The following is a 13,896-nucleotide window of genomic DNA, read 5'->3' as shown; positions in this document are numbered from 1 at the left end:
CGATCAGACTCCCGCACCGCCCGAAAGGTTCAGCAGGTCTTCGGTGCAAGCCTGCTCGAACCGGGCGCCGATCCGCTCCCACGCCCGCGCCGAGCGGGCCAGCTCGTCCCGGTCGCCGTGCAGGCGGCCACGCGCGCGGGACAGGCAGGCGGCGGCCCAGTCGCTGCCCAGCGCGGCCGGCGCGGCCTGGGCCAGCCGGTCGGCGGCGTCGGGCAGGCCCGCGGCGACGGCCAGCTCGGCGGCCGTGGCCTGCGCGTAGCGCTCGAAGCGACCCGGCCTGAACTCGGCGAAACCGCGCTCGACCAAGGCCGCGGCCTGCCCGAAGTCGCCGGTGTGCAGGGCCACGCGGGCGTCGGCGAAGGCGGCGAACGGCACCAGGTCGGCCGTCCTGTCCAGACCGGCCGCACGAACCCGCCACGAGCGGGCCTGGGCCTCCTCGCCGCGCAGGCCGTAGGCCATCGCGACCGCGTACACCGACACCGCCAGCCACCGGCCCGGACGGCTGCCCGCCCACTCGCGGCGCTCCCACATGGCCGCCGCGTGACCGAGCGCCTCGTCGAACTCGCCCATCAGGACCAGCGGGGGGATCAGCTTGTTCAGGGCGATGGCCAGGTGGCTGCCGGCCAGGTCGTCGCCGAGGTTGCGGCGGGCGACCGCCAGCGCGGTGGGCAGGTCGCCGGCGGCCAGCGCGTAAGAGGAGGCGGAGTGGAAGGCGTCGACGATCTCGATGCCGGACTCCGGGTCGTCCCGGTCCATGTCGTCGATCAGCGCCAGCCGTTCGGCGGCCGTGCGGTAGGCCTCGCGGAGCTCGCCCTTCCTGGCGTGGGCCATGGTCAGGGCGTCGAGGGCGGCGCTCAGCAGGACCGGGTCGCCGGTGGCCTGGGCGGTGGCGACCGCGTGCTCGGCCGCCTCGTGCCCGGCGGCCTCGCCGCCCGCCGTCCAGGCTCGGGCTCCGGCCAGGTGGGCGGTCGCGGTGGCGCCCGCCGTCAGCTCGCTCGCCTCGGCCTCCAGGAGGGGCAGGCGCTCGTACGGCACGCCGGACTCGAAACCGAAGCCCGGGTGCCGGCGGGCGACCACGACGGCGCGGGACAGCAGGATCGCCCGGTCCGTGCCCTCGGCCTGGTCGGCGGCGGACAGGAGCAGGTCGAAGGCGTCGCCGGCGGCGGCGGTGGCCAGGGCTACCGAGGCGGCGGACCGGAGGTCCTTCGCGGCCTCGGCGGGGGTGGGGGCCAGCTCGGCGGCCTGGGTGAACCGCTCGCGGGCCTCGCGCAGGAACCGCCGGGCATAGGCCAGCTTTCCCAGGGCCCGAGCCAGCCGATGCCGCCGCCCGGCCTCCTCCGGAAACGGGGAAGGGTGGGTCGGGGATCCCTGAACGGGGGTTCCCAGGGCCGCGGTTCCCAGGGTCGGGTTTCCCAAAGCGGGGGTTCCCTGGGTTCCGGGGTGGGGGGAGTCGGTGGGGTGGGGAGTGGGTGGGTGGGTGAGGGCGGTGCGGAGGTCGTCGGCGATGAGGTCGAACTCCTCCCGCCAGCCGGTGGGCCACCCGGCGAGCCGTTCGGCCGCACCGGCCGCCCACCCCAGGTGAGCCGCCCGTACGGCAGGCAGGTCGTCCCCCAGGGCGGCCCAGGCGAAGGCCCGGACCGTCTCCAGCATCCGCCACCGGCTCTCGCTCCGCACGACCAGGCTCTTGCCGGTCAGCCGGGCGAGGCCGTCCACGGCGGCCAGGCGGTCGCCGGTGAGCGCGGTGGCGGCGTCGAGGTCGAAGGTGCCGGCGAAGACCGACAACCGCCGGAACAACGCGCGCTCCTCCTCGTCCAGGAGGTCGTAGCTCCAGCCCAGGACGGCGGCCAGGGAGCGGTGCCGTTCGTCGCCCCCGCGTCCGCCGGACAGCAGCCGGAGGGAGTCGTCCAAGGCGGCCAGCAGCCCCTCGGGCCCCAGGGCGGCACTGCGGGCGGCGGCGAGTTCGATGGCCAGGGGGACGCCGTCGAGCCGCGCACAGATCTCCGCCACCACGGCCGGGTCGGCGTCGAACCCGGGGTCGGCGTCCCTGGCCCGGTCGAGGAACAACAGCACCGCATCAGAGGCGGCCTCGGCCGCACGGGAGGAGGGGGAGGAAGGGGAGGCGGCGGAGGACGAGGCGGGGGAGGACGAAGCGGGGGAGAGGGGGAGGGGAGCGATCGGGACGATGCGTTCTCCCGGGATCCCCAGGTGTTCCCGGCTGGTGGCGAGGACGCGGGTGCCCGGGCAGAGGGCCAGCAGCCGGTCCACCAGCGGCGCCACCGCGTCGAGCACGTGCTCGCAGTTGTCCAGCACGAGCAGCGCCTGCCCGCTCCCCAGCCGCTCGGCGAGCGCGTCCTCCAAAGGCTGCTGCGTGCGCTCGATGACCCCGAGGGCGGAGGCCAGCGCCTGGGCCACCGACCCGGCCCGCACCGGCACCAGGTCCACGAAGGCCCCGCCGCCGGTGAAGCCGGAGGCGGTGACGATGGCCAGCCGCGTCTTGCCGACGCCGCCGGGTCCGAGCAGGGTGACCAGCCGCGATCCGGTGAAGGCGGCGGCGATGGCGGCCCGCTCGGCGCTCCGGCCGACGAAGGTGCTGCGCGCGGCGGGCAGACCGGTGACGGTGTCGCCGGCGGGCGAGGTCTGGCCGGCGAGCGCCGCGAGCGCCTTGCGGTCGGCCGCGCCGTACTTGCGCAGCAGCGAGGAGACGTGGCTCTCCACGGTGCGGACGGAGATGTGCAGCTTCCTGGCGATCTCCGCGTTGGTCAGCCGCGCGCCGAGAGCGGCCAGGACTTCAGCTTCGCGCTCGGACACTTCGCTCATGAAGGGCCACTTTAGTCACGAAACACCGGTGAGGTTCCGGCCGGTTGCGGGTCTGTTTCCGTAGTGGATCCGTGGTCGCCACGGATGTCCGCGGAGCCCTGACCGAGGAGAGTTGGACCCATGACGACGAACCTGATCGCTTCCGAGACCGGCACCATCCTCCCTGGTCAGCAGGGCTACGACGAGGCGCGCAAGGCGCTCAACCCGGCCGTCGACGCGCACCCGGCGCTGATCGTGCTCGCCTCTGGCGTGGCGGACGTGCGTGGTGCGGTGCTGACCGCCCGCGAGCTCGGCGTGCCGCTGGCCGTGCAGGGCAGCGGGCACGGCACGCACGTGGCCGCCGACGGCGCGGTGCTGCTCCGGACCAACGCGATGGACGAGGTCGAGATCGACCCGGTGCGCCGGGTGGCCAGGGTGGGCGCGGGCGCGAAGTGGGGTCAGGTCATCGACGCCGCCGCGCCGTACGGGCTGGCTCCGCCCGCGGGCTCCTCGCGCGACGTCGGCGTCGCCGGGTTCACCCTCGGCGGCGGCGTGGGCTGGCTGTCGCGCCGGTACGGCTTCGCCGCCGACCACCTGCTGCGCGCCCAGGTCGTCACCGCCGACGGCCGCCTGGTGAGCACGGACGACCACCCCGACCTGCTGTGGGCGCTGCGGGGCGGCGGCGGCAGCTTCGGCCTGGTGGTCAGCATGGAGATCGCGCTGCTGCCGGTCCCGCTGGTCTATGCCGGGATCGTGCCCTTCACCCAGGGCCTGGAGGCCTACCGCGAGCTGGCCGAGGCGGCGCCGGACAGCCTGAGCACCGCGCTGATCGTCACCCCCGAGGGCACCAAGCTGAAGGTCATGAGCGTGGGCGCCGACCCCGGCATCGAGGGCGTGCGGCCGATGGCGTTCGGCGAGGCGGTCATGGGCGGCACGCCGGCCCGGGTGCTGGAGTACTTCACCGGCCTGCCGGACGCGGTCCTGGAGACGGCGGCCGAGGCCGGGCAGCACGCCACCGTCGAGATCCGGCACTGGGGTGGCGCGATGGCCGAGCACACCGGCCCGGTCGCGGCGGCCGGCGCGAGCTTCTCGGTGATCGTCAGCGAGGCGCTGCCGGGTGTCGCCGAGGCGCTGCGCCCGCACGCCACCGGCGGGTCGTTCCTGAACTTCCTGGCCGACACCACCCGTACCGCCCAGGCGTTCACCGGCTACGCCGAGCTGGCCCGCATCCGGCGCGAGTGGGACCCGGCCGAGCTGTTCAGCGTGGGTCACTCCATCCGGTGACCGCCTCGATCCGCTCCAGCCAGGTCTTCTCGCCCGGCCCGCCCGGCTCCCACCGGGTGCAGAAGTCGAGCAGTTCCTGGCACCGCGCCACCATCGCCGCCTGCCGGGCGGGCCAGTCGGGGATCGGCCCGCCGTACGCGGCGAAGAACTCCGGCAGCGCCCAGGCGTGCTCAGGATGGTGCGTGCGAATGATCCACTCGCACCAGACGAGGTCCTCGACCGGGTCGCCGGCGTGCGCCCACTCCCAGTCGACCAGGGCCGCCGGCTCGAAGGTCTCGGGGTCGAGCAGCAGGTTGTTGGGGCCGAAGTCGCCGTGGACCAGCACCCGGCCGGAACGCACCGGCATCGACTGGATGAGCCGCAGCAGCTTCCCGCAGGCGCGCAGGACCTCGACGGCGTGGCCGTCGTCGAGCAGGTCCTGGCCGTGCTCGCCGGTGACGAACCGGGTGGTGAGGCTGGTCTCGCTGACCTTGACCACGCTGGGCACCGGAAGCCGGCCCCGGTAGCGTCTGAGCATCACCCGCTCGGTGTCGAGCCTGGTCAGCGCGTCGGGGCCGGCGAAACACTTGACGACGAACATGCCGTCACCGAATGTGCTGTTGGTGTAGCCGTGCCGCAGGTGCCCCATGAGGAGCTATCTTCTCGCAGTGCGGGACCGGTAGACGAGGTACGGGCGGAACAAGTACCCGATCGGCGCCGAGAAGGCATGGACCAGCCGGGTGAACGGGAACAACGCGAACAGCGCCATGCCGATCAGCGCATGCAGCTTGAACGGCCACGAGGCCTGTTCCATGGCCGCCGCGTCCGGTTGCAGCAGGTAGACGCTCCTGAACCAGGGCGAGACGCTCTGCCGGTAGTCGGTGGAGTGGTCGACCGTGCTGAGCACGGTGGCCGCCAGTCCCGCGACGAGGGCGGCGACGAGCACCACGAACATCAGCTTGTCGTTGCGCGTGGTCGCCCGGAAGATCGCCCGCGTGGTGCGCCGCCGGTACAGGAGGATCGCCAGCCCGGCCAGCGTGCAGAAGCCCGCGATCCCGCCCACCACGAGCGCCACCGCGTGATAGGCGGTGTCCGTCACGCCCAGCGCCCGGGTCCACGACTCCGGGATCAGCAGCCCGAGCACGTGCCCGAGGATGACGAAGATCAGCCCGAAGTGGAACAGCGGGCTCCCGATGCGCAGCAACCGGCTCTCGTACAGCTCGGACGAGCGCGTGGTCCAGCCGAACCGGTCGTAGCGGTAGCGCCAGACCAGCCCGCCGACCAGCACCACGATGACGACGTACGGCAGGATCACCCACAGCAGCGTGCTCACCCGTACACCCCCACCGACTCCGCCGGCGGCCCGCTCATGGCCAGCGTCTCGGCGGTCCTGCGCTCGGCGGCGGTCAGCGGCGGCAGGATGGCGCAGATCCGTCCGATCACCGACGCGTACGGCGAGCCCAGCTCGGTCAGCGACCGCTCCAGCAGGTCCAGCGCCGGCCGGTGCTCACGCAGCAGCGCCTCGCCCGAGGGGTCGAGCGCCCCGAACTCCAGCATGACCGGCAGGTAGTCCGGCAGCTCGTCGCAGAGCTCCCAGCCGGCCGCCCGGTAGCGCCCCTTCAGCCGGGCCAGCGACTCGCCCCGCCGCCGCGTGTCGCCGTCGGTGTAGTAGGTCAGGTAGAGGCAGCAGCGCCGGCGCAGGTCGAAGGTCTCGACGTAGTGCGCCGCCAGCTCGCCCGCGCCCAGTTCCTCGGCCCGGCCGATGAAGTCGGTGAAGTACGGCAGCGCGGCCTCCCTGATGAGCGGCAGCCGCGCCCAGAACCGCTCGTCGGGGTAGGCGAGCAGGTGCGCGGCGGCCTGCAGGACCAGGGCCCGGTTCATGACGGCTCCTTCTTGGTCTGGCGACGCTTGAGGCTGTGGAAGCTCTCGATGCTGACCGGCACCGGCCCGCCGGAGCCCGAGCCGAACGGGCCGGGTCCCTCGTAGCCGACGCTGCAGCCGATCTCCTCGACCGCGCCGGGTGCGGTGCCGTACGCGGTGGGGATCACGTAGCGCTCCTCGTACTTGGCCAGGGCCAGCAGCCGGTACATGGCGTGGATGTCCGCGGCGGGCAGGCCGGTGTCGGGCGGTTCCTCGCCCAGGTTGACCGCGCGCATGTGGGCGCGCATCGCGGCCAGCTTGCGCAGCGAGGCCACGACCGGGCCGGGGTCGCCGGCGGTGAACAGCTCGGCGAGGTAGTCGACCGGGATGCGCAGGGCGTCGATGGCGGCGAACAGGTTGCCCGCGTCCTCGCCGTCGTGTCCGGTGGTGGCGAGCGCGTCCACGACCGGGGAGAGCGGCGGCACGTACCAGACCATCGGCAGCGTCCGGTACTCCGGGTGCAACGGGAGCGCCAGGCGGTACTTCGTGATCAGGTCGCGGACGGGCGACCTGCGGGCCGCCTCCAGCCAGTCGTCCGGGATCCCGGTGATCCGCGGGTCGTCGGGGTCGAGGAAGAGCGAGAGCTGCGCCTCGTACAGCTCCTTGTCGTCCTTGACCGAGGCCACCTCCGAGACGCGGTCGGCGTCGTAGAGCATCACGCCGAGGTAGCGCAGCCGCCCCACGCAGGTCTCCGAGCAGACCGTCGGCAGCCCGACCTCGACCCGCGGGTAGCAGAAGGTGCACTTCTCGGCCTTGCCGGTGCCGTGGTTGAAGTAGACCTTCTTGTACGGGCAGCCGGTCACGCACATCCGCCAGCCGCGGCAGCGGTCCTGGTCGACCAGGACGATCCCGTCCTCGACCGCTTGTACATCGCGCCCGACGGGCAGGAGGCGACGCAGGACGGGTTGAGGCAGTGCTCGCAGATGCGCGGCAGGTAGAACATGAACGCCTGCTCGAAGCTGAGCTTGACCTGCTGGTTCAGCTTGCCGAGCAGCGGGTCGGGCGAGGGGTCGCCGCCCAGGTCGTCGTCCCAGTTGGCGCTCCAGCGCACCTTCGTCGGCTCGCCGGTGAGCTGCGAGTACGGCTGGGCGACCGGGGTGTCGGCGCCGAGCGGCGAGCGGATCAGCGTCTCGTAGTCGTAGGTCCAGGGCTCGTAGTAGTCGCCGATGCCGGGCAGCACCGGGTTGGCGAAGATCTCCAGCAGCTTGCGGAAGCGCCCACCGGCCCGCAGCCTGAGCCGGCCCTTGTTGTCGACCACCCAGCCGCCGCGCCAGCGTTCCTGGTCCTCGTAGCGGCGGGGATAGCCCTGGCCGGGGCGGGTCTCGACGTTGTTGAACCAGACGTACTCCACGCCCGGCCGGTTGGTCCACGTCTGCTTGCAGGTGACCGAGCAGGTGTGGCAGCCGATGCACTTGTCCAGGTTCATGACCATGGCGATCTGGGCCATCGCGCGCATCAGTACGCCACCTCCTGGGCGCGGCGGCGGATCATGGTGATCTCGTCGCGCTGGTTGCCGGTCGGGCCGAGGTAGTTGAAGGCGTAGGAGAGCTGCGCGTAGCCGCCGATCATGTGCGTCGGCTTGATCAGCACGCGGGTCAGCGAGTTGTGGATGCCGCCGTGCCGGCCGGTCGCCTCCGATTTCGGCACGTCGATCACCCGTTCCTGGGCGTGGTACATGTACACCGTGCCGCGCGGCATGCGGTGCGAGACCACCGCCCGCGCCACGACCACGCCGTTGCGGTTGACCGCCTCGATCCAGTCGTTGTCGGCCGCGCCGATGGCCGCCGCGTCCTCCACCGACATCCAGATCGTCGGTCCGCCCCGGCTGAGCGTCAGCATCATCAGGTTGTCCTGGTACTCGGAGTGGATCGACCACTTCGAGTGCGGGGTGAGGTAGCGGACCGTCAGCAGGCCGGGGCCGCCCTCGCCCCACAGGGCGGCGACGTCGAGCGGCGGGCGGAAGACCGGCAGGGCCTCGCCGTACTCGTGCATCCAGTCGTGGTCGAGGAAGAAGTGCATCCGCCCGGTCAGGGTGTGCCAGGGCTTGTCGTTCTCCACGTTGATGGTGAAGGGCGAGTAGCGCCGGTCGTGCGCCTCCTTGCCGGACCATTCGGGGCTGGTGCCGACGTGCACCGGCCGGGCCTGGGTGTCGGAGAAGACGATGCGGACGTCGCCGTGCATGACGTCGGACAGGTCGCTGCCGGTGCGTTCCTGCAGTTGGCGGAAGCCCTGCGCGGCCAGCCGCCCGTTGCTGCTGCCGGACAGCGCCAGGATCGCCTCGCACGCCTTGGCCTCGGTGTCGAGCAGCGGCCGGCCCGCCTCGTCGGTGCCGCAGCGCTGCGCCAGCCAGCCGATCTCCTCCCGCGGGTCGAAGGTCACCCCCTTGACCGGGAGCCCCAGGCGTTCGGCGAGCGGCCCGAGCGTGGCCATCTTCGCCGCCACGGCTCCGTAGTCGCGCTCGACGACCGCCAGGTTCGGCTCCACCGGACCGGTGGGCGCCCGCCCGCCCGGCTGGGCCGTCTCGCCCGGGGTGTCGTGCTGGTACGGCAGGCAGACCACGTCCTTGCGCACGCCCAGGTGCTTGGCGGCCAGCGTGCTGAAGGCGCGGGCGATGGCGTGGAAGGCCGTGAAGTCGCTCCTGGTCTCCCAGGGCGGGTCGATCGCCGGGTTGAAGGCGTGGATGAACGGGTGCATGTCGGTCGTCGACAGGTCGTGCTTCTCGTACCAGGTCGCGGCGGGCAGCACCACGTCGGAGAAGAGCGTCGTCGAGGTCATCCGGAAGTCCAGCGTGAGCAGCAGGTCCAGCTTGCCGCGCGCGCCCTCCGGGTCGGGGTCGGGCAGGTTGGAGCCGGTGCCGAGCAGGTGGTGCAGGAAGTACTCGTTGCCCTTGGCCGAGGAGCCCAGCAGGTTGGAGCGCCAGACGGTCAGCACCCGGGGCCAGTTGCGCGGCTCGTCCGGCGCCTCCACCGCGTACCGCAGCCGGCCCTCGCGCAGTTCGCGCCGGGTGTGCGCGATCGGGTCGGCGTGCTCGCCGAGCTCCAGCGGGTTGCGGTCGAAGGCGGGCGCCATCGGCATCCAGCCGTTGCGCACCGCCTCGGCGACCAGGTCCACCGTGCGCTTGCCGGCGAACTCGCCCGGCCCGAGCGGGGAGGCCAGGTCCCCGGCGTCGAACCGGTCGTAGCGCCACTGGCCGGTGTGCAGGTACCAGAACGGCGTGCCCGGCACCTGCCGGGGCGGCCGCGACCAGTCGAGGGCTCCGGCGAGCTGCGCCCACCCGGTCTGCGTGCGGCACTTCTCCTGGCCGACGTAGTGCGCCCAGCCGCCGCCGTTGCGGCCCTGGCAGCCGGTGAGCAGCAGCAGCGACAGGAAGGCGCGGTAGATCGTGTCGCCGTGGAACCACTGCGTGGTCCCGGCGCCCAGCACGATCATGCATCGGCCGCGCGTCTTCTCCGCGGTCTGCGCGAACTCGCGGGCGATCTTGACCGCCCGGGCGGCGGGCACGCCGCTGATCGGCTCCTGCCAGGCCGGCGTGTACGGCTCGGCCGCGTCGTCGTAGCCCTCGGGCCAGCGGCCCGGCAGGTGGTCGCGGCGCACGCCGTACTGGGCGAGCATGAGGTCGAAGACGGTCGTCACCAGGTGCCCGCCCACCCGGCGGACCGGCACGCCCCGGGTCAGCACGCCCTCGGCGTCGAAGCGCGGCAGCCGCACCTCGGCCGTCTCGCCGGCCGCGCCGACGTACAGGGTGAGCTGCGGGTCGGCGTCCAGCTTGAGGTTCCAGCGGCCCTTGCCGGAGTCGGTCCAGCGGAAGCCGACCGAGCCGTTCGGCACGACCGGCTCGCCGTCCGGGCCCAGGAAGACGGTCTTCCACTCCGCGGCCTCCTCGGCCGAGCCCAGGTCGGCGGCGGTCAGGAACTTGTCCGGCAGGTAGGCCCCGTCGTGCTCGCGCAGCCGGACCAAGAACGGCAGGTCGGTGTACTTGGCCACGTAGTCCGCGAAGTAGGGCACCCGGCGTTCGACGAAGCACTCCCTGAGCAGCACGTGCCCCATCGCCATGGCCAGCGCGCCGTCCATGCCGGGGACGACCGCCAGGAACTCGTCGGCGAACTTGGCCGCGTCGTTGTAGTCGGGCGCGACCACCACGACCTTCTGCCCGCGGTAGCGCGCCTCGGCCATCCAGTGCGCGTCCGGCGTGCGGGTGACCGGGACGTTGGAGCCCCACAGGATCAGGTAGGCCGCGTCCCACCAGTCGGCCGACTCCGGCACGTCGGTCTGGTCGCCGAAGACCTGCGGCGAGGCGACCGGCAGGTCGGCGTACCAGTCGTAGAAGGAGAGCATCGTGCCGCCGATCAGCGACAGGAAGCGGGACCCGGCCGCGTGCGAGACCATCGACATGGCCGGGATCGGGGAGAAGCCGGCCACCCGGTCGGGGCCGTAGGCCTTGATGGTGTGCACGTGCGCGGCGGCGACCAGCTCGGTCGCCTGCTCCCAGGTGATCCTGACCAGGCCGCCCTGGCCGCGGGCGCTCTGGTAGCGCTCGCGCTTGGCCGGGTCGGTGGTGATCTCGGCCCAGGCGGCGACCGGGTCGAGGCCGCGGGCCCGGGCCTCGCCGTACATCTCGACCAGCACGCCGCGGGCGTAGGGGAAGCGGATGCGGGTCGGCGAGTAGGTGTACCAGGAGAAGGCCGCCCCGCGCGGGCAGCCGCGCGGCTCGTACTCGGGGCGGTCGGGCCCGACGCTGGGGTAGTCGGTCTGCTGCGTCTCCCAGGTGATGATGCCGTCCTTGACGTACACCTTCCACGAGCACGAACCGGTGCAGTTCACCCCGTGGGTGGAGCGCACCACCTTGTCGTGACTCCAGCGGTCGCGGTAGAAGGCGTCGCCCTCCCGGCCTCCGGCGAGGTAGACCGTCCGCAGGTCGTCGCCGGTGACCGTCCGGCGGAAGAACCGGCCGGTCTTGAGAAGCAGCTCTTCAGCGCTAGCCATGGGCCCACTTCATCACATGCAGTAACTATCTGCTACACAGGGTGATATGCAGGCGCGAAACTTGACCCTGGCCACGGTGGCCTTTGCCGTCACGTTCTGGGCGTGGAACCTGATCGGGCCGCTGTCCGGCAGCTACGACAAGCTGCTCGGCCTGTCGGCCACCCAGACCTCGCTGCTGGTCGCCATCCCGGTGCTGGTCGGCTCGCTGGGCCGGATCCCGGTCGGGGTGCTGGCCGACCGGTTCGGCGGGCGGGTCATGTTCGCGGTGATCTGCTTCGCGACGATCATCCCGGTGCTCTTCGTCGGCTGGTCGGGCTCCTATCCCGCGTTGTTGTTCTGGGGCTTCGTGCTGGGCGTCGGCGGCACCTCCTTCGCGGTCGGCGTGCCGTTCGTCAACGCCTGGTACGAACCGGCCCGGCGCGGCTTCGCCACCGGCGTCTTCGGCGCGGGCATGGGCGGCACCGCGCTGTCGGCCTTCCTCACCCCGCGCCTGGTCGAGTCGCTCGGCCGGGGGACGACGCACGTGCTCATGGCGGTCGCGCTCGCCGTGATGGGCGTGATCATGCTGCTGTTCAGCCGCGACGCGCCCTCCTGGCGGCCCTCCACCGAGCCCGCGCTGCCGCGCATGCGGGAGGCGACGAAGATCAAGGCCACCTGGCAGTGCGCCTTCCTCTACGCGGTGGCCTTCGGCGGGTTCGTCGCCTTCTCCACCTACCTGCCGACGCTGCTGCAGAACGTCTACGAGTTCGCCCAGACCGAGGCCGGGCTGCGGACGGCCGGCTTCTCCATCGCCGCGGTCGTCGCCCGGCCGCTCGGCGGCATCCTCTCCGACCGGGTCGGGCCGGTGAAGGTGCTGCTGACCGCCTTCGCCGGTGCCGCGGTCCTGGCGGTCGTGCTCTGCCTCAACCCGCCGCTGGAGGTGCCGGCCGGGGTCAGCTTCGTGCTCATGGCCTTCTTCCTCGGCCTCGGCACCGGCGGCGTCTTCGCCCTCGTCGCCCAGCTCGTCGAGGCCTCGCGGGTGGGCACGGTGACCGGTCTGGTCGGCGCGGCCGGCGGGCTCGGCGGCTACTTCCCGCCGCTCGTCATGGGCGCGGTCTACGAGACGACCGGGGCCTACACGGCCGGCTACCTGCTGCTCGCCCTCACCGCGCTGGCCGCCCTGCTCTACACCGCCCGCGCGTTCAGGCCCGCTCGCGGCCGAAAATGATTTGCCTGGTCAGGCGGCTGTTTGCCAGTCTTGACGCCCTATGCGCCCTCTCCCCGAAGCCGATCCCGGCACGCCTGACGTCCGCAGTCCACTCCGCTACCTGTGGTGGAACGCGCGCCGTCAGGCTGCCCCGCTGTGGGCCGGCATCGGGTTCGCGGTGGTCTGGTGGCTGGCCCAGTCGCTGGTGCCGACCGTGCTCGGCAAGGGCATCGACGCCGTCCGCGGCAAGGAGACCGGCACGCTGCTCGCCTGGTCGGCCGTGCTGTTCGGGCTGGGACTGCTCCAAGCCTTCTCCGGCGTCATGCGGCACCGGATGGCGGTCTTCAACTGGCTGTCGGCGGCCTACCGCACGGTCCAGGTGACCGCCCGGCAGGCGACCAGGCTGGGCGCGACCCTGCCCAAGCGGCTGTCCACCGGCGAGGTGGTGAGCGTCGGCAACTCCGACATCGCGCACATCGGCAACGCGATGGACATCCTGCTGCGCGGCACCGGCTCCGTCGTCGCCATCGCCACCATCGCCGCGATCATGCTCTCCACCGCGTGGGAGCTGGGCCTGCTGGTCCTGATCGGCGTGCCGCTGATGTCGGCCGTCGTCGGCCCGCTGCTGAAGCCCCTGCACCGGCGCCAGCGCGAGCAACGCGAGCTGCAGGGCGAGCTGTCCACCCGGGCGGCCGACATCGTCGCGGGCCTGCGCGTGCTGCGCGGCATCGGCGGCGAGCGCGTCTTCGCCGAGCGCTACCGCCTGGAGTCCCAGCAGGTACGGCAGGCGGGCGTCCGGGTGGTCCGGGTCGAGTCGCTGCTCGAAGGCGTGCAGATCCTGCTGCCCGGCGTGCTGATCGCGGCGGTCACGGCCATCGGCGCGAGCTTCGCGGTCGACCACCGCATCTCCGCCGGCCAGCTCGTCGCCTTCTACACCTACGCCGTCTTCCTCATCGCGCCCATGCGCACGCTGATCGAGGCGGCAGACAAGCTGACCAAGGGGCACGTGGCGGCCAAGCGGGTCATCCGGATCCTGGCCATCGAGCCCGAGGTCAGCGGCGGCGACGGCGGCTCGCCCGGCGGTGAGCTGCACGACGAGGCCTCCGGCGTACGGGTGCGGCCGGGCACGTTCACCGCGCTGACCGCCTCGACGCCCGAGCAGGCCGCCGAGATCGCCGACCGGCTCGGCCGCTACGCCGAGGGCCAGGTCCGCTTCGGCGGGGTGCCGCTGGCCTCGCTGCCGGTGGCCGAGGTGCGCTCGCGCATCCTGGTCGCCGACAACGCCGCGCGGCTGTTCACCGGGCGGCTGCGCGACGAGCTCGACGTGGCCGGCGCCTCCGACGAGGCGGTGGCCGAGGCGCTCCACGCCGCCTGCGCCGAGGACATCGTCGAGTCGCTGCCCGACGGCCTCGACGCGCACGTGGCCGAGGCCGGCCGCGAGTTCTCCGGCGGCCAGCAGCAGCGGTTGCGCCTGGCCCGCGCGCTGATCACCGACCCGGAGGTGCTCATCCTGGTCGAACCGACCAGCGCCGTGGACGCCCACAGCGAGGCACGCATCGCCGACCGGCTGGCCAAGGCCCGCGCCGGCAAGACCACGCTGGTCTGCACGACCAGCCCGCTCGTGCTCGACCGCACCGATCACGTGATCTACGTCGAGGACGGCGCCGTCCAGGCCGAGGGCCCCCACCGGGAGCTCCTGGCCGCATCCCCGGCCTACGCCGGGACCGTGACCCGAGGGGAGGACTGAG

General features: G+C 72.8%; 8 protein-coding genes and 1 pseudogene. 3 read left to right on the top strand and 6 right to left on the bottom strand.

Annotated features, from left to right (window positions below; all coding sequences use genetic code 11):
• Positions 1-3: 3 nt before the first annotated feature.
• Positions 4-2,817 carry an ATP-binding protein gene (locus tag ACIBG7_RS39570; protein WP_397339582.1) on the bottom strand — a complete coding sequence of 938 codons (2,814 nt, stop codon included), beginning with the start codon at positions 2,815-2,817 and terminating at the stop codon, positions 4-6.
• 120 nt (positions 2,818-2,937) lie between these two features.
• Here ACIBG7_RS39570 and ACIBG7_RS39565 point away from each other — a divergent pair, with 120 nt between their 5' ends.
• On the top strand, positions 2,938-4,080 hold the full coding sequence (locus tag ACIBG7_RS39565; protein ID WP_357930750.1) for an FAD-binding oxidoreductase: 1,143 nt from the start codon (positions 2,938-2,940) through the stop codon (positions 4,078-4,080).
• Here the strand turns inward: ACIBG7_RS39565 and ACIBG7_RS39560 are convergent.
• The 5 genes and pseudogenes from ACIBG7_RS39560 to ACIBG7_RS39540 all read right to left on the bottom strand — a co-directional run bounded on the left by ACIBG7_RS39560 (position 4,055) and on the right by ACIBG7_RS39540 (position 10,962).
• Positions 4,055-4,708 (bottom strand): phosphotransferase, encoded by a 654-nt coding sequence (locus ACIBG7_RS39560; RefSeq protein ID WP_357930747.1) that lies wholly within the window; start codon positions 4,706-4,708, stop codon positions 4,055-4,057. The two genes, ACIBG7_RS39565 and ACIBG7_RS39560, sit on opposite strands and share 26 nt — an antisense overlap.
• Before the next feature lie 6 nt (positions 4,709-4,714).
• Entirely contained in the window at positions 4,715-5,392 is a 678-nt protein-coding gene (gene narI, locus ACIBG7_RS39555; protein ID WP_397339581.1) for a respiratory nitrate reductase subunit gamma, read from the bottom strand.
• Positions 5,389-5,940, bottom strand: a complete 552-nt coding sequence (gene narJ, locus ACIBG7_RS39550) for a nitrate reductase molybdenum cofactor assembly chaperone (protein ID WP_397339580.1) — start codon at positions 5,938-5,940, stop codon at positions 5,389-5,391. The genes narI and narJ overlap by 4 nt, the downstream gene beginning before the upstream one ends.
• Positions 5,937-7,435: pseudogene (gene narH, locus ACIBG7_RS39545) on the bottom strand (nitrate reductase subunit beta). The gene narJ and the pseudogene narH overlap by 4 nt, the downstream one beginning before the upstream one ends.
• On the bottom strand, positions 7,435-10,962 hold the full coding sequence (locus tag ACIBG7_RS39540; RefSeq protein WP_397339579.1) for a nitrate reductase subunit alpha: 3,528 nt from the start codon (positions 10,960-10,962) through the stop codon (positions 7,435-7,437). Before ACIBG7_RS39540 ends, narH begins: the two are co-directional and overlap by 1 nt.
• 46 nt (positions 10,963-11,008) lie before the next feature.
• Between ACIBG7_RS39540 and ACIBG7_RS39535 the strand changes: the two genes are divergently transcribed.
• Together ACIBG7_RS39535 and ACIBG7_RS39530 are read left to right on the top strand one after the other, a co-directional pair.
• Complete coding sequence (locus ACIBG7_RS39535; protein ID WP_397339578.1) at positions 11,009-12,169, top strand: nitrate/nitrite transporter; 1,161 nt, start codon at positions 11,009-11,011, stop codon at positions 12,167-12,169.
• A 40-nt stretch (positions 12,170-12,209) separates the two neighbouring features.
• Positions 12,210-13,895, top strand: a complete 1,686-nt coding sequence (locus tag ACIBG7_RS39530; RefSeq protein ID WP_397339577.1) for an ABC transporter ATP-binding protein — start codon at positions 12,210-12,212, stop codon at positions 13,893-13,895.
• Position 13,896: the final 1 nt, after the last annotated feature.

Origin of the sequence: Nonomuraea sp. NPDC050328 (assembly GCF_044459405.1) — a bacterium.
In the GTDB taxonomy this organism is placed as follows: domain Bacteria; phylum Actinomycetota; class Actinomycetes; order Streptosporangiales; family Streptosporangiaceae; genus Nonomuraea.
This window is presented reverse-complemented; position numbering and strand designations above follow the sequence as displayed.

Bases quoted from the DNA above. Each gene is read 5' to 3' on its own strand.
- ACIBG7_RS39570 (WP_397339582.1), bottom strand. From the start codon at position 2,817: ATGAGCGAAGTGTCCGAGCGCGAAGCTGAAGTCCTGGCCGCTCTCGGC.
- ACIBG7_RS39565 (WP_357930750.1), top strand. From the start codon at position 2,938: ATGACGACGAACCTGATCGCTTCCGAGACCGGCACCATCCTCCCTGGT.
- ACIBG7_RS39560 (WP_357930747.1), bottom strand. From the start codon at position 4,708: ATGGGGCACCTGCGGCACGGCTACACCAACAGCACATTCGGTGACGGC.
- narJ (WP_397339580.1), bottom strand. From the start codon at position 5,940: ATGAACCGGGCCCTGGTCCTGCAGGCCGCCGCGCACCTGCTCGCCTAC.
- ACIBG7_RS39540 (WP_397339579.1), bottom strand. From the start codon at position 10,962: ATGGCTAGCGCTGAAGAGCTGCTTCTCAAGACCGGCCGGTTCTTCCGC.
- ACIBG7_RS39535 (WP_397339578.1), top strand. From the start codon at position 11,009: ATGCAGGCGCGAAACTTGACCCTGGCCACGGTGGCCTTTGCCGTCACG.
- ACIBG7_RS39530 (WP_397339577.1), top strand. From the start codon at position 12,210: ATGCGCCCTCTCCCCGAAGCCGATCCCGGCACGCCTGACGTCCGCAGT.